The organism is Klebsiella sp. JB_Kp031 (assembly GCF_040064295.1).
GTDB lineage: Bacteria > Pseudomonadota > Gammaproteobacteria > Enterobacterales > Enterobacteriaceae > Klebsiella > Klebsiella quasipneumoniae.
Genome location: NZ_JBEAJW010000041.1, coordinates 133,847 through 153,535, shown reverse-complemented (window position 1 = coordinate 153,535; position 19,689 = coordinate 133,847). Strand labels below are relative to the sequence as shown.

The following is a 19,689-nucleotide window of genomic DNA, read 5'->3' as shown; positions in this document are numbered from 1 at the left end:
CCTGTGCCGTACGGTACCCTCTCCCCGGAAGGGAGAGGGTTGGGGTCACTGGGTTATCATTAATACAGCGTCTTCTGCGGCGGGCCGGCAAAGCGCAGCGCGCCAATCTGGCCCATCTTCACTTCCACCACCGATGGCCCCGGCATCGCCAGCGCCTCGGTCATCACCGCCTGAAAATCCTCAGCCCGATCCACGCTCCACGCCTGCAGACCCATCGCCTGCGCCAGCAGGGTAAAGTCTGGCGTGTGCAGCTCGTTGTAATACTGGCGACCGCCAAAGTACTTATCCTGAATACCGCGCATCACGCCGTAGCCGCCATCGTTCATAATCAACAGCGTCACGTTGGCCTTCTCCTGCGCCAGGGTCGCCAGTTCGCCAAGGTTGAGGCTCAGGCCGCCGTCGCCGACCAGGCCGACCACTTTCCGTTGCGGATTGGCAATCGCGGTGCCCACCGCCATCGGCAGCCCCATACCGATGGCTCCGGCCAGAGAATGGATATTCATCAGCGGACCGTGAGCGCGGAACAGACGGCTGCCCCACAGGCTGCCGGAAACGGTAATATCGCGCACCAGAATGCCGTCATCGGGCAGCGCCTGCGCAATCGCGTCATTCAATTTAGCGTAAGCGCCGCACTGGTCGCGCAGCCCCTGCTCCGCCGCCTCTACCGCCTCTTTAAGTTGGCTATCCCAATGCGCATCGCCCCACATCCGGCCCTGTACCCGCTTCGCCAGCGCGTCTAATAAAGCGCGGCAGTCCGCCACCAGCGTGTTGTCCATCAGGTAGTTACGGCTGGCCGCCGCCGGGTCGATATCAATCTGCACCCTCGGCGTGGGCAGCGCCAGCGTCCATGAGCGCGTTTCGTTGCTGCGCAGCCGGGAACCGGCCACAAGTGTGAAATCACATTGTGAAATCAGCGCTTCAACCGAGGGAGAATTATGAAACGCGCGCAGGCTGGCGCGATGGCTGTCTGCCAGAATGCCGCGGCCGTGGGTGCTGGAGATCACCGTCACCCCGGCATCCGCCAGCGTCTTCACCGCCTCGCCGCTCTCTAACGCGCCGCCGCCAAGCCACAGCAAGGGCCGCTTCGCCTGCTTAAGCTGCGCCCACAGCGCATCGACCATCGCCGGTTCCGGCTCAACCGCCGGAGCGCGTTTCAGCGGCGCGGTCAGCAGTGAAAGCGGTATTTTGGCGCTCTGAATGTCGATTGGGATCTCCACCGAGACCGGGCCGCACGGCGGCGTCTGCGCCTCCTGAATCGCCTTATGCAGGATAGCCACCGCCTGGTTGGCGTTGCTAATGCGGTAAGCGCGCTTCGAACTGGCTTTCAGAAAGGTCAACTGATCGCGGGTTTCGTGAATAAAACCGGTGTCGGCGTCCAGCCAGGCTTTTTCGACCTGTCCGGTCAGGTGCAGCAGCGGCGTACCGGCGTTCATCGCCTCAACCAGCGCGCCGACCGCATTACCCGCCCCCGCGCCGGTACTGGTCAGCGCCACGCCGAGCCCTGAAAAACGGCCGTGGGCGTCAGCCATGGTCACCGAGCCCGCTTCACCTCGCGCCGGAACAAAGCGGATTTTTTCCCGCTGGCCGACGGCATCGGCGATCGGCAGGTTATGGATAGAAATGACGCCATAAATGGCTTCAACGTGATACTGCTCCAGCGTTCTGGCGATGGCATCGCCGACGGTTATCATTTCGCTCATTGCTCACCCTTTCTCAGTCGCACCAGTGGTTGACGCTATTACCCGTCGCCAGATAAATGCTCTTTTGCTGCATCCAGGCCTTCAGCCCCTGGATCCCTTTTTCGCGGCCCAGACCGCTCTCTTTAAAGCCCCCAAACGGGGTCGAAATGGAGAAAACTTTGTAGGTGTTGATCCACACCGTACCGGCTTCCAGCTGCTCGCTCAGACGCAGCGCGCGGCCGGTATCGCGCGTCCAGATCCCCGCCGCCAGCCCAAAGACCGAATCATTGGCCTCACGGATTAACGCCGCTTCATCGCGAAAACGCATCGCCACCAGTACCGGCCCGAAGATCTCTTCCTGGCAAACGCGGGCCTGATTGTTCAGCCCTTCAATGATGGTCGGCAGGAAATAGCTGCCTGCCGCCAGTGCCGGATCCGCCGGGATCTCGCCGCCGCATAGCACCCTGCCGCCTTCGCGTTTCGCCAGCTCGACGTACTCCTGCACGCTCTGGCGGTGTTTATCGTTGATCAGCGGCCCGACGTGGGTGCCAGCGTTGAACGGGTGACCAACCCGCAGCCCTTGAGTTAACTCCAGCAGGCGGGCCATTAATTGCGGGTACACTCTGTCATGAACAAACAGCCGCGAGCCGGCAATACAGGCCTGGCCGCCGGAGCTGAAAATGCCGTAGCAGATGCCCCGCGCCGCCTGTTCGATATCGGCATCTTCCAGCACGATGGTCGGTGATTTGCCGCCCAGCTCCAGCGACGCCGGGATCAGTTTTTCCGCCGCCACATGCGCCAGGTGACGTCCGGTGGTGGTGCCGCCGGTAAAGGAAATTTTGCGCACCTTAGGATGGCGGGCCAGCGCATCGCCGATAATCGATCCTTTACCCGGCAGCACGCTCAGCAGTCCGGCGGGTAAACCGGCCTGCTCAAAGATCTTCGCCAGCTCCAGCGCCATCAGCGGCGTGGCTTCCGCCGGTTTGAGGATCACCGCATTTCCGGCGGCGATCGCCGGGGCCACCTTCTGCATTTCGCTGGCGATCGGCGAGTTCCACGGGGTGATCGCCGCCACCACGCCCAGCGGCTCATAGCGGCTCAGGGTCAATAGATCCGCCTGCCGCGGCGTCGGCAGCTCGCCCTCCAGCAGTTCACAGGCGGCGGCAAAATAGCGCGCCGTCCCCGCCGCGCTCATCACCAGTCCCCGCGCCTCCGCCAGCGGCTTACCGTTATCGCGGCTCTGCTTTTGGCTTAACTCATCAAGTTGCACCTCTATCAGTTCCGCGACCTTATGCAGGATCTTCGCCCGCTGATGCGGCAGCATCGCCCGCCACGTTGGCTCCCGCCAGGCGCGGTCGGCACAGTCGATCGCCTCCTGCAGATCATCGAGGCTTGCCGCATGCAGCGCCGCGTTAATAGCGCCATCCGCCGGAAACTGGCTGTGCATCAAATTGCCGCCGCCGCGACGCCACTGGCCGCCGATAAAAATGTCTAATTCGTCCATCTCAGCCTCTCTGCGTTATGCCAGTTCACGGCAGGCGCGTACCGCGCTCAGTGCCGCGAGGGTCGATGTTTTCGGATTGCTGGCGAGCGGCAGGCCGCTCAGCTCCAGGTGAAACTCGCCGAACAATCCTTCGGCGTGTAGCGTATGGGTGTTGCGTTGCGTAGCCGGATCGACCATCAGCTGTACCCGGGTCGCGTCAAGGCCGATACCGCCCAGCGCGATGGTTGCCGCCACGTTGGCATTCGCAGGGAATAACCGGGCCGCCTCGCGGGCGCTGCCCTCAAAGAAAATCTGCGCTTCATTGACCGCGCTGAGGTCGATAAGCTGTTCAGCATAGCTACCGCGCCAACTGGCCGGGCTTTTACGCGACCGATAGGTCACTCGTTCAAGCCCCCCCTCTTTCGCCGCCGCCAGGCCATCTATTCCGGCCACCGCGCCAGCCAGCAGCGTCAGCTTGCCACCCGCCTGGCGTAAACGCTGTTCCAGTTCGCTGTCCGCCAACGCACCGGTCGAGATCACCGCCAGATGCCAGCCGCGCGCCAGCACCGCTTCGCCGTACTGCGCGACCGCCTGCTGACTGGCGCATTCCAGCACCAGATCCGGCGTCCCACCGCATTGCAGCGGATCGGTAAGCGGCGTCACCGTTTGACCAAACTGCAGGCAGATCGCTGCGTGATGCGATTCGCGCGCCACGATCCACTCCACCCTCACCTGCGGCGGCAGGCGTTCAATCACCGCCTGGGCCATCGCGCCATAGCCAATTAACATGACCTTTTTCATCATCTTTCCTTACACATGGCGACAGAAACCGCCGGAAACGTCCAGCGCCGCGCCGGTGGTAAAGGAGGCCAGCGGCGAAGCGAGGAATAGCAGCGCTTGCGCTGGCTCCTGCGGCTTACCGAGACGCGCCATCGGGATCCCCCGCTTACGGGCGATATCGGCGGTCCACTGCTGCCAACTCTGGCTCTTATCGCTTCGGCTCTCAAAACGGCGCTGCCACTGCCCGGACTCCACCATCCCCAGCAGAATGGAATTCACTCGAATGCCTTTATCCACCAGCTCTTTCGACAGAGTCAGCGTCATATTGAGCAGCGCGGCGCGGGCGGCAGAGGTGGCGATCATGTGCTCTTCCGGCTGTAACGCCAGCAGCGAGTTCACACAGGTAATCGAGGCGATATCCGACGCCTCAAGCAGCGACTGAAAGGCCTTTACCGGGTTAATCACGCCGAACAGTTTCAGTTCGGCTTCGTGCAGCCAGGCCTCGCGTGGCGTATCGGCGAAGTGGGCGACATAGCCCTGGCCGGCGTTATTAATCAGCATATCGACGCCGCCGAAACGCGCGGCGACCGCGGCGGCGAACGCCTCAACTTCCGCTTCGTTCAGTACGTCACAGCGCCAGGAGAACACCTCGCCTTCTGGATATTCGTTTTGCAGTGCTGCATAGGCGCTGGCCAGACGATCCGGGTTGCGGCCGCAAAAGGCGACCTTCGCCCCTTCGCCTAGCAACAGGCGCAGCGTTTCAAAGCCGATTCCTGACGAACCGCCGGTGACGACCGCGACGCGTCCTTCAATTTGTGCATTCATCGCGCACCTCTTCCCCTATGCGTAAAAGCTGTTGATTAAAAAAGATTTCATTATCGAGATAGCTGGCATGCCCAGCCTGCGGGATGGCGATGTAAGGAGCGCCGTAACGCAGCGCCACTCCTTGCACTAACTCCGGTTGGGTAATGGCATCCTGCTCGCCGCACCACACGGAGAGACGACCGCGATAGTCGGCGAGCCAACGGTGAATGTCGTCATGAGCCAGCATCCAGGCCGCGGCGAGATAACCGTCGCGGCGTAGCCTGCGCATCCCCGCCGCCACCGTCGCCACATCAGCTTCGCGCGCGCCAGGGCGCAGAAGTTTTGCCGCTCGCCCCTGGGCCATCGCCTCGCCGCCTTGCGCTATCTGCTGCTGACGCCCTAGCCAGACGTTTTCCCGCTGTGCGACCTCCGCCTGACCGTAGCCCTGCGCGACGTCGGCCAGCACCAGATAAAGCACCCGCTGCGGATATTTCACGGCGAAGGCAGCCGCCACCAACGCGCCCAGCGAATGGCCGACCAGTACGGTTTGTTCTACCCCGGCACGGTCCAGCATCAGCGCCAGCGCGTCAGCGTAATCGCCAGCATCCGCCGGCGCCGCCGCAAGCATCGGGCTTTCGCCATAACCGGGCATATCCCAGGCCAGGACGCGGTAGCCGGGCAGCGCCATCTGTTTATGCCAGGAGGCTGCGCCGGAACTGATGCCGTGCAGCAGCGTCAGCGGTACCCCGCATCCTTGTTCACGAAAACCCGTCATCATCGCTCCTTAGTTACGCTTCACTTTTGACAGCGGATGATCTTCCGGATAAGTCGGAACATGCGGTTTCGGCGTGCCCAGCATCACGCACATCAGCGCCTCCTCTTCGCCGTGGTTAAACAAACCGCGATAGATTCCGGGTGGCACCGAGATCAGATCGCGTTCGCGCAGTACCGTTTCGGTATAGTTGTCGCCATCCTGAATCATCAGGGTGATCTGCCCTTTGAGCATGAAGAACACCTCTTCTACGTCATCATGCAGATGCAGCGGGCCTTCACATTTGGACGGCAACACCATGGTGGAAAAGGTGAAGTGCTCCGCCGGAACGGTGTTGGTATCGCTGGCGACGCCGGTGGCGCCGGTGCCGATGTAGCGCATCTGCGCGCGGCGATATTTGGGGTCGAAATCGGCCTGGAATTTCAGCGCATTCCAGTCGTATTTACGGCCTTCGAAGCGCGCGATACGCGACTCCACCCACTCTTCCATCGTCAAATGGTCAGGTTTCAAACTCTGTTTTGCAGTTACGGTTGAATCAGTCATCGTTTTATCCTCAGTAACGTCTCAGCAGCGGCAGTAACAGGGCGCAGCCCACCGCCGCCATCACTGCCAGAAAAATCAGCCCGGAATCCATGCTATGGGTGAAGGCGATAAGCGCGCCCATCACCGCCGGCGATAGCGCCCCGGCAAAGTTTCCCAGCCCGTTGAAAATCCCCCCCGCCGTGGCGCTGACCCGTGGATGGGTCGCTTTAGCCAGTAGGGCGAAAATGTTCGGCGCGCCGGTGCCCCACATAAAGGTGCTAAAGCTCATCGCCGCGATTACCGGCAGCGGCGTGGTGAAATGCATCACTGCCGCCAGGCCAATACCCGCGCCTGCCAGGGAAATAAAGCAGGCGGCGGCGCGCCTATCGACGCGGTCGGACAGCCAGGCGCCGATAATTTCGCCTAGCAACATGGCGATAAACGGCATCGACGAAAGCCAGCCGGCGTGTTCCAGATGAATGCCTTTACCTTTAATCAGGTAGCCCGGCAGCCAGCCGTTGATCCCCCACAGATAGGCGAGAAAGGCGATGTTGAAGATGCAGATCATCCAAAAATGCGGACTCACAAAGAGCTCGCGACGCGCGCTGTGGCGCGCTTCCTGCGAGGTTTTATCGCTGCTCGCTCTCGCCTCCAGTTGCACGCCGCGCAGCCCGATGCGCACAAAAATCAGCACCGGTACCGTCAGCATCGCCATCACGAAAAATGTGCTCTGCCAGCCGAAAGTATTAAGTAGCCAAATTGACAGCGGGAATCCCAACGCTGCGCCAACCGGCGTGCCGAGCAGCCACAGCATGGTGGCGCGGGCCTGTAGCCGCTGCGGGAAGGTGTGGCGCACCACGGCAAACGCCAGCGGGAACAGCGGCCCTTCGGCGATGCCCAACAGGACGCGTAGCATCACCATCAGCGCGTAGTTGTGGGTGAAACCCATGATCACCATCAGGATGCACCACACCACCATCATTCCAGTCAGCAGACGCAGCGGCGCAATCCGGTCGCCAAGGCCGCTTAATAACACTGACGAGAAGCCGTAACTCAGCAAAAAGGCGCTCATCAGAATGCCCAGCCGGGTGGTGTCGAAATCGATGCCCATCGCCTGCTGGAAGTGACTATCGGAAAACAGCGCGGCGATACTGATTTTGTCGAAAAAAGCCAGCAGCACGCAGGCCAGCAGGGACAGCGGAATGGCCCAACGAACTGCTTTTTCAGGCGTGCGGACGCCCTCGCCGCTCGCCTCTGCAGGCGCGGCGTTGGTCTCTAATGTGGTCATTTCTCCCCCTTAAGGGTTCGCGTTACTTATCGCAATGACATCAGCGAGAAAGTCGGGTCAGTGAGCGGGACGTTAGAGAGATCCCTTCCCGCCGCCATCCAGCGCTTCGCCAGCTTCACGATACGTGCATTATTGAAGGCCACCAGCTGAGTTAAGCGTCCATCGGCATTCAGGGAGAAGTAGGTCGCGCCCTGCGGCTCGTCACGCACAATGGTGCGGCTGCCCGCCTGCGGGATCCCGAGGATCTGGATATTGCGATCGTATTGATCCGACCACAGCCAGGGCGCCTCGTCGTAGCCGCTGGCCTGCGGATCGAGCATCGCTTTCGCCGTTGCGATGGCCTGATTTTGCGCAAAGGCCCACGACTGAATGCACAGGCCGTACTGATGGTGCTGAGCGACATCGCCAGCGGCGAAAATCGCCGGATCGTTACTGCGCCCCTGGGCATTAACGACAATCCCGCGATCGACAGTGAGCCCGGCATCGCGCGCCAGTTCGAGATTCAGATCGACGCCGATCCCCACCACTACCGCATCGAAGGTTTCCCGCTGGCCGTCGCAGTGCAGAGTCGGCAGGCCGTTATCATCTTCCAGCTCCAGCGCGCCGCAGCCGCCGCGAATCTCAACGCCCTGCTGGCGATGTAGTTGCGCCAGCGCCTGCGAGACCTCCATACTGACCGAGCGCATGCACAGCGCCGGCTGCTGCTCGTAAAGGGTTACGGCCACGTCGCTTTTGCGCGCCGAGGCGGCGATTTCGAGGCCAATCCAGCCGCCGCCAACGATCGCCAGCCGCGTTGCCGATGCCAGCCGCTGCTTCAGACGCTGCGCGTCCTGCCAGTGGCGCAGGGTATAAACCTGCGGATGCTGCGCCCAGCCCTCGGACGGCAGTCGCGCCCGGCCGCCGGTAGCGATCAGCAGTTGGTCGTACGCCAGCGTTTCACCGTTGCTCAGCGCCAGGGTTTTATTTTGCCGGTCGATCGATTCCGCGCGCAGCGGGCGATACCAGCGTAGGTTCAGCGCCTGCTGCGCCTCGGCGCTAAATAATCGCGGCAGCGTCGGTTCGGCCTCCAGCAACGCCGCCTTCGACAACGGCGGGCGCTCGTAAAAGTCCCATTGCTCTTCGGCAACCACACAAATCTCGCCGCTAAACCCTTCATCACGCAGCGTTTTCGCCGCCCAGCCGCCAGCCTGGCCGCCGCCGATAATGACAATCCGCGCCGTCATACCGCCTCCGGTTTTTTCTGCTGGCGACGGGTATCGTGATCGATACCGCCTTCCACCGCCCATTCGGTAAAGGACACGAGTGAATGCTCCAGCTCGCGCGGCTGCCAGTTTTCCGTCAGATAGTCATCGTTGGTGTAGTATTCAAAAGCGCCGCCGGTCGGGCTGTTGACATACCAGAAGTAGGCTGAGGAGACCGGATGGCGACCTGGACCGATAAAAGTGCTCCAGGCGTTTTTATTCATCGCAATGCCGCCGCCGATCACTTCATGTATATCCCGCACGGTAAACGCGACGTGGTTAAGCCCCCGTTTTCGGTTCGGCAATTGCAATAAGAAGAGGTTATGGTGGCCACCGCGCACGCCGCAGCGCAGGAACACCGCGCGATTGATGTAACGGTCTGACACCTGGAAGCCGAGTACTTCGCGATAGAAACTTTCCACCGCCGCCAGTTCTTCCACGAAGAACACCACGTGGCCGACATTAATCGGCTGCGCGCGGTCGTACACCGGGCTCGGGGTGTCGATGCGACGCACATCGCCCCACTGGTTGATCGGTTCAACGTTCAGTTCAACCGCCGTTTGCTGGCTAACCTGCACCCGCAGCGTCATACCGTTAGGGTCGCGACACTCCAGCGCGCCGTCGATTTCACGGAAAGCGGGCTGGCGTTCCAGCTTCGGGCGCAGGGCATCCAGCGTCGCCCGATCCGCCACGCCCCAGGTCATGCGACGCAGGGTGTTGCCCGCCTCAAAAGCTGGCGGTAAGTCAGCGGCATCGGTTGGGTTAAGTTCGACCCGCGCGCCGCTGAGGGTGGTAAACGCGCGGCCGCTGGCGTCGCCGGTCAGGCCAAAATCGCGCATGAATTTAGCGCTGTGGTTCAGGTCGTCTACGCCAAATTCCAGCTTTTCAATTCCGGTAATACTCATTATTCGTCGCCTCTTTACCGTTCAGTCGCCCGAATTTGGGCGTAAAACATGCCCGACGCAATCAAGCGCCTGCTGTTAAGTTGTTGATTTAACTTGCCTGTGACAAATATCCGAGGAAGCCGGAAATTTTGTCGGCTGCCATACTCACCTCTTTCTGTAACCGTTCGCGATCGCTTTGCGGGATCTCGTCCGACGGCACCAGGATGCTGACGACCGCCGCCACCCGGCCGCTGCGGTCAAAGACCGGATAGACAATTGATGAGATACCGTGGCGGTAGAACGATTCGCCAATCACGTAGCCACGGGCTTTATCCTGCTGCACCATCTGCCACAGCGCTTCGCGGTCATGCAACTGGCCCGGCGTATTGCCCGGCAGCCGTTCATCCGGGAACAATTGTTCAAACTCGCTGCGGGAAACATCGGTCAGCAGCATGCGACCAAGCGAGGTGCAGTGCACCGGTAGCCGCGTTCCGACGCTGACCTGGTTGATACGCGAACCGGCAGCGCTCACGCGGGCGATGTAGATAATGTCGCGGCCGTCGCGGATCGCCAGATGGCTGCTGCACTGGCTGATATCGCGCAGTTGCTCGATGACCGGCTGACCCACCTGAGCGACATCCAGGGAGGCGATATATTCAAAGCCCAGACGCAGTACGTTCATGCCCAGCGAAAAGGTATTGGTGCGGGCGTTACGCTCGAGAAAGCCCATATATTCCAGCGTCTGCACCACGCGATAGGCGGTCGCTTTCGGCATATCCACCAGCCGATGCAGCTCGGCAAAGGTCAGATCGCGATGCTGTTCGCCAAACGCCAGCAGCAGTTGTAAACCACGCTCCAGACCCGGTACCAGGTACTTCACTTCCTGATCGTTCGCCATACCGCCTCACTTGTTAGTTAAAGACAAAACCGCCGTTGACCGGGATCAGCTGGCCAGTGATAAAGCGCGAAAGATCGCTCAGCAGCCAGACCACGCTACCGGTGACATCTTCCGGCTGCTGCGCGCCGCTGAGCGCGCGGCCGTTCTCATACAGCTGATGACGCTCGGCGGGAACGTATTCCGTGGCCTCAACGCGGGTCAGTCCCGGCGCGATGGCGTTGATACGGATCCGCTTTTCACCCAACTCGCGGGCCATGGAACGGGTCATCGCAATCACCGCGCCCTTACTGGCGACATAGGCCATCAGCCGCGGCGCGCCCCACAGCGCGGTATCCGAAGCGACGTTGACGATCGCCGACCCTTCGCGCAGCAGCGGTACCGCCTCGCGGGTCACCAGCCAGGTGCCTTTGACATTGACCGTCATCACCCGATCCCACAGGTCCGGATCGTAATCGATCATATTTTTACCGCCGACGCCGGTGGCCATCGCCGCGTTATTGACTAAGCCATCGACAGGCCCCTGCGCGCCGATGGCGCTGAAGACCTGCTCGATCGACGCTTGACTGGCAAGATCGATGGCGTGGGATTCGATCTGATAGCCCTTCTGCTGCAGGCGATGAGCGCTTTCCGCCAGCTCCCCCTGCAGGATGTCGCACATCACCACCGTCGCGCCCTGCGCGGCGCAGGATTCGGCAAAATGGTAACCGAGGCCGCGCGCCGCGCCGGTGACGACAATACGTTTACCGTTCAGCAGGCCGTTCATCAGGCGGCACCCTGCTGCGCTTCGCGAAGCGCTAACTGCTCTTTCGCCGCTTTCTGCATCATGCGGCGCAGGCGGGACAGACCGACGTCATGTTGATAAAGGTATTCATGATCGCGGGCGTTCGGCGCCAGGCTTTCCAGCACCACGCGATCCTGCTCCAGTACTTCCCAGTGCAGTTTTTCCAGACGGTTGCGGTACATAAAGCGCCACAGATCGCGCTGCCAACCTTGAACGCCGCGGATGCGCCAGAAGAAGACGCGGCAGTTGTCGTTATCTTCCGGAACCACCATGCCGACGATCCAGAAGTGGCCGCCCGGCCCGAAACGCTTTTTGTACGGAATAGACAGGCGCATCCAGTAGGCGCCGCTGTTGCCCAGTTCAACCCAGTCAAAGTTGACGCCGCTCTGCCCTTTTTTCTCGAAGATAAAGCCGGTTTTCGTCGGCTGCAGCACCATATCGGCTTTGCGATCGCCTTCCGCCATCGAGTGCGATGACGAGTGCAGATAGGTACCGTGCATCGGGTCCATCACGTTTTCCAGCGCGTACTGGTAGTTGCATTTCCACGCCGCGGTGCACAGGAAGTGACTGTATTTTTTGTGGTCGGCCAGCTCCTCCGGGAAGCTCAGTTCATCAGGCTGCTGGTCGGCGGTGACGCCGAACCACAGGAAGATTGCCCCGTGCGCTTCCTGCACGTTGTAGCTGCGCACGCACTGCTGGCCGACCAGCGGGCAGCGGTCCACCGCCGGGACGTCTTTCACTTCGCCGTTGCCGGCGACTTCCACGCCGTGGTACCAGCAGGCGATACGATCGCCTAAGTTCCAGCCCATCGACAGGCGCGCGCCGCGATGCGGGCAGCGGTCTTCCAGGGCCTGCACCTGACCGTCTTTATTCCGCCAGACCACGATCTGCTCGCCGAGACGGGTAATGCCTACCGGCGCAGACTGCACTTCCCAGCTCGCCAGCACCGGATACCACAAACCGCGCAACCCTTTATCAAGATAGTTTTGTACCGTTGTCGTCATCGCTGTGTCCTCAGTAGCCGTTAACCTGTAAAAATGCCTGGAAGCTGCTTTCGCTCCATGGTTCGCCCTGTTGGTCATGCATCCTGACGCCATTGAGGCCGTTCACCAGTTCACCGAGACTTTCCGCGCCCTGCTCGAACAACGTTTCCAGGGTGGCGATAAGCTGCAGTTCCCAGTTTTCCGGCACCCGGCTGCGGGTTTGCCAGATCAGATTGTGATAGTCGCCGGGCTTATGGATATTGCCGTTTCCACCTTCCGCCGGTGGCGTAAACTGGCGGCTTTCCGGTAGCGCCGGGTTGAAATCCAGGGATTCGCTCATGCCACGTTCTCCTCGATAAAGGTAATCTGGATCTGATTGTCATATACCCGCACCGGGTAACGATTAAGGTTGCGACCGCCGGGGCCATGCAGGCACTGGCCGGTTTTCACGTCGAATACCGCCTCATGCAACGGGCATTCCACTTTGCCATCTTCGACAAAGCCCTGGCTCAGGAGCGCATAGGCATGAGGGCAAACGTCTTCCAGCGCGTAATATTCGCCATCAATCAGATAAATGCCGATCTCCTTACCGTCGATATTGCCGCTATATGGAAAATCTTCTTGTACTTGCTCCGCGTCACATACGCCTATCCAGCTCATCGCAATCCTCCAGGCCGTTGTTTCATATATGAAACTGTGTTTCTTATTTAATACGACCAATATAAAAGCGGCGAATGTTTCGTCAAGCGTTAATGTGACGAACTTGTTAATGAATGGCTTTTAAATTAGCTAAGTGTGCAATTGATCACGAAAAACTGCATTCAGATGAAATGATGATATTTAAAGCGGTGATCCATTATAAATAAAAATTCCGATTTAAATTTCACATACGACTATTGACTTCTTTTCAAATCGATCATTAAAAATGGGCAGCAGCGGAAACCATGGTGTTTCACCCATGAAACAACTCTTTATTTAATCATTTAAAAACAATGAGTTTCACAGGTTAACCATTTTACTCACGTAACTATTTCTGGCGTTAAAAAATAATAACTGGCAATCATTAAATTAAGCGTGGAGACAACGAATGGCGGCAAGATGGCAAGGGGTAATAGCATTACTTTTGTTAATAATTATTTCCTACGTCGATCGGGTAAATATCTCGGTGATGATCCTTAACCCGGAATTCGCTGCCCATTTCCAGTTAAATGAAAACAGAATGTTACAAGGCATGCTAATGACATGCTTTCTTCTGGGTTATGGGTTTTCGGCATTATTATTAACACCAGTTATAGAAAGTAGATGGCATTATCGTCAGGGGCTGTTAATCAGCATTGTTATATGGGCGCTGGTGTGCGCCATTTCCCCATTACTCGGTTCACTGGTGGGAATGTTGATCGCGCGCATCGTGCTTGGCGTGGCGGAGGGACCGCTGTTTTCACTGAAAACACGCTTTATCAACGACAACTTTGCCGCCGATGAAATCGGCAAACCGAATGCGGTAACCGCCCTTGGCGTATCGTTGGGGCTAGCGGTAGGCTTCCCACTGGTCACCTGGCTGATGGCGCACGTTGGCTGGATCGGCTCCTTCTATGCGCTGGCGCTGATGAATCTCCTGCTCGGCGGAGGGTTAATCTGGCGGTTTCTCCCCGCGCCAAAAGTGACTGCACAGCGCGCGAAGCCTGGCTTTAGCCAAACTTTTGCCCTCGCCTGGCGTACGCCGCTGCTTGGCTGGATCCTGCTGGTAGAAATTGCCACCCTCAGCTATCTGTGGGGGAGTAGCGCCTGGCTGCCAGCCTGGCTGCGCGATGAGCATCATTTCTCGCTACAGGCCACCGGCCTGCTGGCGGCTGTCCCCTTTCTGTTAAGCCTGGGCTCAAAGTTCCTTGGCGGCGTGCTCCTCGACAAAATGCGCCCGGAGCAGGCGCCGCTGTTGTTTATTATTGGCGGTCTACTCACCGCCGGTTCCGTGCTGGCGCTAATCCTCAGCGAACAGCCGGCGATGCTGGCGCTGTTTATGCTGGCGGCGAACGTGTTCTGGGGATTACAGGGGGCAGCGATCCCCGCGGTGGTTCAGCATCACGCCCCGCGCGAAGCGGTAGGCAGCGCCTATGGCATCATTAACGGCATTGGCAACATCTGCGCGGCGTTTATTCCGCTGCTGATGGGAGTGGTAATGAAATCAGTGGGATCGGTCAGTTCAGGTTTTTCCGTACTGGTGGCATCGCAGCTGATTACGCTGTGCGCCGGCGGCGCACAGCTGCTGCGTATGCGTCGCGCAGCAGCAGTAAACGCGTCTATACCCTAAATAAGTTGCAGGACAAAACGGCTAGCCGTTTTGAACAGCGCTTGCGCTGGCCCTATAAGGACGAGGCCCAGGGATGGGCCGAGTTATTGCCCACGCCTATGCAACTTGAAATATGACGGGAACAGATTTATTCGCCCTTCTTCGCCGCCTGGATGTACAGCATCTCCAGCGCCAGAGTCGCCGCCGCCAGGGCGGTGATTTCGGACTGATCGTAGGCCGGGGCGACTTCCACCACGTCCATCCCGACGATGTTCAGATCCTTCAGGCCGCGCACCAGCTTGATCGCTCGGTCGGAAGTCAGCCCGCCGATCACCGGGGTACCGGTTCCTGGCGCAAACGCCGGATCCAGGCAGTCGATATCAAAGGTCAGGTACACCGGCATATCGCCAACGATCTGCTTCACCTGGGCAATCACGTCATCGACACTGCGGTCGTTAACCTGGCCCGCATCAAGCACGGTGAAACCGTTATCTTTATCGAATTCGGTGCGAATACCGATCTGTACGGAGTGGTTGGGATCGATAAGCCCTTCGTTCGGCGCGGTGTAGAACATGGTGCCGTGGTCGAACTCGCAGCCGTTGGCGTAGGTATCGGTGTGGGCATCGAAGTGCACCAGCGCCATTTTACCGAAGTGTTTGGCGTGGGCGCGCAGCAGCGGCAGCGTAACAAAGTGGTCGCCGCCAAAGGAGAGCATGCGCTTGCCGGCCGCCAGCAGCTTCTCGGCGTGGGCCTGCAGCTTCTCGCTCATTTCGCGCGCGTCGCCGAAGGCGTACACCAGATCCCCGCAGTCAACCACGTTCAGGCGTTCACGCATGTCGAAGTTCCACGGAAAACGATTGTGCTCCCAGGCGAGATTGGTGGACACCTGACGGATCGCCGCCGGGCCATGACGGCCGCCCGCGCGCCCGGAGGTCGCCATATCGAACGGTACGCCGGTGATGACCCAGTCAGCATCGCTGTCGTAAGGCATGAAATTCATTGGTAAACGCAGGAAGCCAAAGGCATTGGATACCAGGGAGTTATCGTATTGATGACCTAAAGTGCTCATGGATATGACCTCTTTTCACAGTCGTGGAACGTAAAAAATAAGTATAAAAAAACCCCTCCGCGTCGTTAGGCCCGACGAGGAAGGGTTTGATAGATAAATCGCTTATTGGCGTGAATTATCGCCGGTAATGCATACGGGTTCAAGTGAGTATCGCCGTCTGCCGGATGACGGCTTCGCCTTATGCGGCCGACATACGCAGGCCCGGTCAGCGCAGCGCCACCGGGCATCAGCGGCTACTCGTCTTCCAGATAAGTGTACCCGTACAGACCCGCCTCGAACTCTTCGAGGAATTGCTGCTGCAGCGCGTCGTCCAGGCCGGTGTTTTTCACCTGATCGCGGAACTGGGTCAGCAGCGTGTTTGGATCCAGCTGCACGTACTGCAGCATATCCGCCACGGTATCGCCCTCGTCGGACAGCTCAACCTCAACGCTGCCGTCAGGGAAGACAAACACGTCCACCGCCTCGGTATCGCCGAACAGGTTGTGCATGTTGCCAAGGATTTCCTGATAGGCGCCGACCATAAAGAAGCCCAGCATCGGCGGGTTCTCCGGGTCATATTCCGGCATCGGCATGGTGGTGGCGATCCCGTCGCCGTCCACGTAGTGATCGATGGCGCCGTCAGAGTCGCAGGTGATGTCCAGCAGCACCGCGCGGCGCTCCGGCGACTTGTTCAGCCCTTCCAGCGGCATCACCGGGAACAGCTGATCGATCCCCCACGCATCCGGCATCGACTGGAACAGCGAGAAGTTGACGTAGATTTTATCCGCCATGCGCTCCTGCAGCTCATCGATAATCGGACGATGAGCGCGGTTGCTCGGGTCGAGTTGCTTCTGCACTTCATGACACATGTTCAGATACAGCTGTTCTGCCCAGGCGCGCTCCTGCAGGTTGAAAGTGCCGGAGGAGTAGCCGATATGGATATCGTGCAGGTCCATCTGGCTGTCGTGCAGCCATTCGCGCAGCGAGCGACGATTGCCGGTTTCGTGCATCTCCAGCCAGGTTTCCCACATGCTCTGCAGCGGACGCGCGGCGTCTTCCGCCGGCGGGGTCGCCTCGGTGTATTCGTTGCGCTCCACGCCGATGATATTGGAAACCAGCACGGTGTGGTGCGCGGTCACCGCGCGGCCGGACTCGGTGATGACCGTCGGGTGCGGCAGGCCGTTCTCTTCGCAGGCGTCGCCGATGGCCCAGATAATATTGTTAGCGTATTCGTTCAGGCCGTAGTTCACCGAGCAGTCGGACTGCGAGCGGGTTCCTTCGTAATCCACACCCAGGCCACCGCCAACGTCGAAGCACTGGATATTAACGCCCAGCTTATGCAACTCGACGTAGAAACGCGCCGATTCACGCACGCCGGTGGCGATATCGCGAATGTTGGCCATCTGCGAGCCGAGATGGAAGTGCAGCAGTTGCAGGCTGTCGAGGTGCCCTGCGGCACGCAGGATCTCCACCAGCTGCAGAACCTGGGTGGCCGCGAGACCGAACTTAGACTTCTCGCCGCCGGAGGACTGCCATTTACCGGACCCCTGCGAGGCCAGACGCGCACGCACGCCAAGGCGCGGCACCACGTTCAGGCGCTCGGCTTCTTCCAGCACGATGGCAATTTCCGACATCTTCTCGATGACCAGATAGACCTTGTGGCCCATCTTCTCGCCCACCAGCGCCAGACGGATGTATTCGCGGTCTTTATAACCGTTACAGACGATGACGCTGCGGGTCATCCCGGCGTGCGCCAGCACGGCCATCAGTTCCGCTTTCGAACCGGCTTCCAGACCCAGCGGCTCGCCGGAATGGATCAGCGATTCGATGACGCGACGATGCTGGTTCACCTTGATCGGGTAGACCAGGAAGTAATCGCCGTTATAGCCGTAGGATTCGCGCGCGCGCTTGAACGCGGCGTTGATTGAACGCAGACGGTGCTGCAGGATCTGCGGGAAGCAGAACAGCGCCGGCAAGCGCTGCCCTTGCGCTTCGCGCGCTTTGACTAATTCAGCGAGATCAACGCGCGCTTCCGGGACGTCCGGATCCGGGCAAACGCTGATGTGGCCCAGTTCGTTGACGTCATAATAGTTATTGCCCCACCAGGCAATATTATAAGTACGCAGCATCTTGCTGGCTTCCTGGGAGCTCATCGCTACCTCCTGCATGGAACGTAGTACACCGTGTTCGCCTGCTGACGAAGGCGAAACCATAGACATGTCGTCAGACATAGCGAACCTCAATTTTTAATAATAAGTGTAAGACAGTTAACTACTATCGCAGTCCAAAGATGCGATAACAACCCATGAACAGTCCTAAAGCCCAGCACTATCTGCTGGTTTTGCGACTGCGCGACCGGTTTCTTATTCATATCATCGTAAAACACGTAGCCGAACAGAGTATGACAGTCCGGAGAAACCACGAGAAAACTCTTGCCTGGCAAGAGCGCCCTTGTTCAGTTTTCTGACGGCCGACCGGCCCTGGAATCCTGAGAAGCGCCGAGATGGGGTGAACATCGGCTGGTTTGCATGAGAGAGATGCAGGTTGCGGAGTGCTGACGCGCGACAGAACGACGCGACGAAACAAGCGAAAAACGTTGGTTCATTATCTGGTATCACCTCCACACCGCCCTGCGACAGGGTCGGCGACAAGCCAAAGCTATACATACCGGGCAACAAGCGCTATGCCGTTGCGAGATTCTGTAAATACAGACTGCTTAACCCGGCTGGAAGTGGCACCACAGGGCCATGCCCCGTGCGCTTTTTTAATGAGCCGCGCGCGGCGTTTTATACCGAGAAGCGGGGTAAAAAGCAAAATAAAAATGTGCCCGTTTGCGCGGTTGTCAGGAAATTTTGCCAGGCGAGTTTTTCGATAAATGCGACCGCCATCAAAAAAGGCTGGAAATAGGCTCAAGATTTGACCTAAAATGGCCGTCCAGAAGTTAATCCGTCTATACTGATTAACACTCAGACTGCTCGTGTCGCTACCTGCGCGGCTTTGCGCTGATTATCCACCAAAGCCACATTACACAACAGTATGAGCTATCCGAATCGTCCACAGGTGAAATAAAATATGGCAAAACACCTTTTTACGTCTGAGTCCGTATCAGAAGGGCATCCTGACAAAATTGCTGACCAAATCTCCGATGCCGTGCTGGATGCGATCCTCGAGCAGGATCCGAAAGCGCGTGTCGCATGTGAAACCTATGTCAAAACTGGCATGGTGCTGGTAGGCGGCGAAATCACCACCAGCGCATGGGTTGACATCGAAGAGATCACCCGCAACACCGTCCGCGAAATTGGCTACGTGCATTCCGATATGGGCTTTGACGCCAACTCGTGTGCCGTACTGAGCGCCATTGGTAAACAGTCTCCAGACATCAACCAGGGCGTTGACCGTGCCGATCCGCTGGAACAGGGCGCAGGCGACCAGGGGCTGATGTTTGGCTACGCCACCAACGAAACCGACGTGCTGATGCCGGCGCCGGTGACCTACGCTCACCGTCTGGTGCAGCGCCAGGCTGAAGTACGTAAAAACGGCACCCTGCCGTGGCTGCGTCCGGATGCGAAAAGCCAGGTGACCTTCCAGTATGACGACGGCAAAATCGTCGGCATCGACGCGGTGGTGCTGTCCACGCAGCACGCCGAAGATATCGACCAGAAATCGCTGCAGGAAGCGGTGATGGAAGAGATCATCAAACCGATTCTGCCGACCGAATGGCTGAGCGCGTCCACCAAATTCTTCATCAACCCGACCGGCCGTTTCGTCATCGGCGGCCCGATGGGCGATTGCGGTCTGACCGGTCGTAAGATCATCGTCGATACCTACGGCGGCATGGCTCGTCACGGCGGCGGCGCGTTCTCCGGTAAGGATCCGTCTAAAGTTGACCGTTCTGCAGCCTATGCGGCTCGCTATGTAGCGAAAAACATCGTTGCCGCAGGCCTGGCTGACCGTTGCGAAATTCAGGTTTCCTACGCCATCGGCGTTGCAGAGCCGACGTCCATCATGGTGGAAACCTTTGGTACTGAAAAAGTGCCTTCTGAACAGCTGACCCTGCTGGTGCGCGAGTTCTTCGACCTGCGTCCGTACGGCCTGATTCAGATGCTGGATCTGCTGCACCCGATCTACAAAGAAACCGCTGCCTACGGTCACTTTGGTCGCGAACATTTCCCTTGGGAAAAAACCGACAAAGCGGCCCTGCTGCGCGAAGCGGCCGGTCTGAAATAATCTCTCCGCTTC

At 59.1% G+C, this 19,689-nt stretch carries 19 protein-coding genes; 2 read left to right on the top strand and 17 right to left on the bottom strand.

Annotated elements, in window-relative coordinates; translation table 11 throughout:
• Window positions 1-59 precede the first annotated feature (59 nt).
• The 14 genes from ABLV64_RS22125 to ABLV64_RS22060 all read right to left on the bottom strand — a co-directional run bounded on the left by ABLV64_RS22125 (window position 60) and on the right by ABLV64_RS22060 (window position 12,775).
• On the bottom strand, window positions 60-1,700 hold the full coding sequence (locus tag ABLV64_RS22125; RefSeq protein ID WP_060656467.1) for a thiamine pyrophosphate-binding protein: 1,641 nt from the start codon (window positions 1,698-1,700) through the stop codon (window positions 60-62).
• Between the two features lie 13 nt (window positions 1,701-1,713).
• Entirely contained in the window at window positions 1,714-3,183 is a 1,470-nt protein-coding gene (locus tag ABLV64_RS22120; RefSeq protein WP_004205148.1) for an aldehyde dehydrogenase, read from the bottom strand.
• Window positions 3,184-3,198: 15 nt separating this feature from the next.
• Entirely contained in the window at window positions 3,199-3,963 is a 765-nt protein-coding gene (locus ABLV64_RS22115) for an aspartate dehydrogenase (RefSeq protein ID WP_017899778.1), read from the bottom strand.
• Window positions 3,964-3,972: 9 nt separating this feature from the next.
• Complete coding sequence (locus ABLV64_RS22110) at window positions 3,973-4,767, bottom strand: SDR family oxidoreductase (protein ID WP_023319124.1); 795 nt, start codon at window positions 4,765-4,767, stop codon at window positions 3,973-3,975.
• Complete coding sequence (locus ABLV64_RS22105; protein ID WP_064795032.1) at window positions 4,751-5,521, bottom strand: alpha/beta hydrolase; 771 nt, start codon at window positions 5,519-5,521, stop codon at window positions 4,751-4,753. Before ABLV64_RS22105 ends, ABLV64_RS22110 begins: the two co-directional genes overlap by 17 nt.
• A 9-nt stretch (window positions 5,522-5,530) precedes the next feature.
• A complete protein-coding gene (locus ABLV64_RS22100; protein ID WP_025999198.1) occupies window positions 5,531-6,061 on the bottom strand; it encodes a cupin domain-containing protein in 531 nt (176 codons plus the stop codon).
• A gap of 10 nt (window positions 6,062-6,071) precedes the next feature.
• A complete protein-coding gene (locus ABLV64_RS22095; protein ID WP_106938688.1) occupies window positions 6,072-7,328 on the bottom strand; it encodes an MFS transporter in 1,257 nt (418 codons plus the stop codon).
• Between the two features lie 26 nt (window positions 7,329-7,354).
• Window positions 7,355-8,551: an FAD-dependent oxidoreductase gene (locus ABLV64_RS22090; protein WP_217324686.1), complete on the bottom strand. Its 1,197-nt coding sequence runs from the start codon at window positions 8,549-8,551 to the stop codon at window positions 7,355-7,357.
• On the bottom strand, window positions 8,548-9,474 hold the full coding sequence (locus tag ABLV64_RS22085) for a VOC family protein (protein ID WP_109964104.1): 927 nt from the start codon (window positions 9,472-9,474) through the stop codon (window positions 8,548-8,550). Before ABLV64_RS22085 ends, ABLV64_RS22090 begins: the two co-directional genes overlap by 4 nt.
• A gap of 88 nt (window positions 9,475-9,562) precedes the next feature.
• The gene (locus ABLV64_RS22080; protein WP_217324685.1) at window positions 9,563-10,351 is read right to left on the bottom strand and encodes an IclR family transcriptional regulator; all 789 of its coding nucleotides are present in this window, start codon (window positions 10,349-10,351) and stop codon (window positions 9,563-9,565) included.
• A 13-nt stretch (window positions 10,352-10,364) separates the two neighbouring features.
• Entirely contained in the window at window positions 10,365-11,114 is a 750-nt protein-coding gene (locus tag ABLV64_RS22075; protein ID WP_004205159.1) for an SDR family oxidoreductase, read from the bottom strand.
• Window positions 11,114-12,136, bottom strand: a complete 1,023-nt coding sequence (locus tag ABLV64_RS22070; protein ID WP_004205160.1) for an aromatic ring-hydroxylating dioxygenase subunit alpha — start codon at window positions 12,134-12,136, stop codon at window positions 11,114-11,116. Before ABLV64_RS22070 ends, ABLV64_RS22075 begins: the two co-directional genes overlap by 1 nt.
• Window positions 12,137-12,146: 10 nt before the next feature.
• Window positions 12,147-12,455 (bottom strand): recombinase-like helix-turn-helix domain-containing protein, encoded by a 309-nt coding sequence (locus tag ABLV64_RS22065; protein WP_004144765.1) that lies wholly within the window; start codon window positions 12,453-12,455, stop codon window positions 12,147-12,149.
• A complete protein-coding gene (locus tag ABLV64_RS22060) occupies window positions 12,452-12,775 on the bottom strand; it encodes a non-heme iron oxygenase ferredoxin subunit (RefSeq protein WP_004151769.1) in 324 nt (107 codons plus the stop codon). Before ABLV64_RS22060 ends, ABLV64_RS22065 begins: the two co-directional genes overlap by 4 nt.
• Window positions 12,776-13,202: 427 nt before the next feature.
• Between ABLV64_RS22060 and ABLV64_RS22055 the strand changes: the two genes are divergently transcribed.
• Entirely contained in the window at window positions 13,203-14,423 is a 1,221-nt protein-coding gene (locus ABLV64_RS22055) for an MFS transporter (protein ID WP_348843152.1), read from the top strand.
• Window positions 14,424-14,550: 127 nt separating this feature from the next.
• Here ABLV64_RS22055 and speB read toward each other — a convergent pair whose 3' ends face one another.
• The 3 genes from speB to yqgB form a co-directional block, all read right to left on the bottom strand.
• Window positions 14,551-15,471 carry an agmatinase gene (gene speB / locus ABLV64_RS22050; RefSeq protein ID WP_004205166.1) on the bottom strand — a complete coding sequence of 307 codons (921 nt, stop codon included), beginning with the start codon at window positions 15,469-15,471 and terminating at the stop codon, window positions 14,551-14,553.
• Between the two features lie 233 nt (window positions 15,472-15,704).
• On the bottom strand, window positions 15,705-17,681 hold the full coding sequence (gene speA, locus ABLV64_RS22045) for a biosynthetic arginine decarboxylase (protein ID WP_004205167.1): 1,977 nt from the start codon (window positions 17,679-17,681) through the stop codon (window positions 15,705-15,707).
• An 8-nt stretch (window positions 17,682-17,689) separates the two neighbouring features.
• Window positions 17,690-17,821 carry an acid stress response protein YqgB gene (yqgB, locus tag ABLV64_RS22040; RefSeq protein ID WP_002916578.1) on the bottom strand — a complete coding sequence of 44 codons (132 nt, stop codon included), beginning with the start codon at window positions 17,819-17,821 and terminating at the stop codon, window positions 17,690-17,692.
• A gap of 701 nt (window positions 17,822-18,522) precedes the next feature.
• Between yqgB and metK the strand changes: the two genes are divergently transcribed.
• Window positions 18,523-19,677 carry a methionine adenosyltransferase gene (gene metK / locus ABLV64_RS22035; protein WP_004205170.1) on the top strand — a complete coding sequence of 385 codons (1,155 nt, stop codon included), beginning with the start codon at window positions 18,523-18,525 and terminating at the stop codon, window positions 19,675-19,677.
• The last annotated feature ends 12 nt before the right edge of the window (window positions 19,678-19,689 follow it).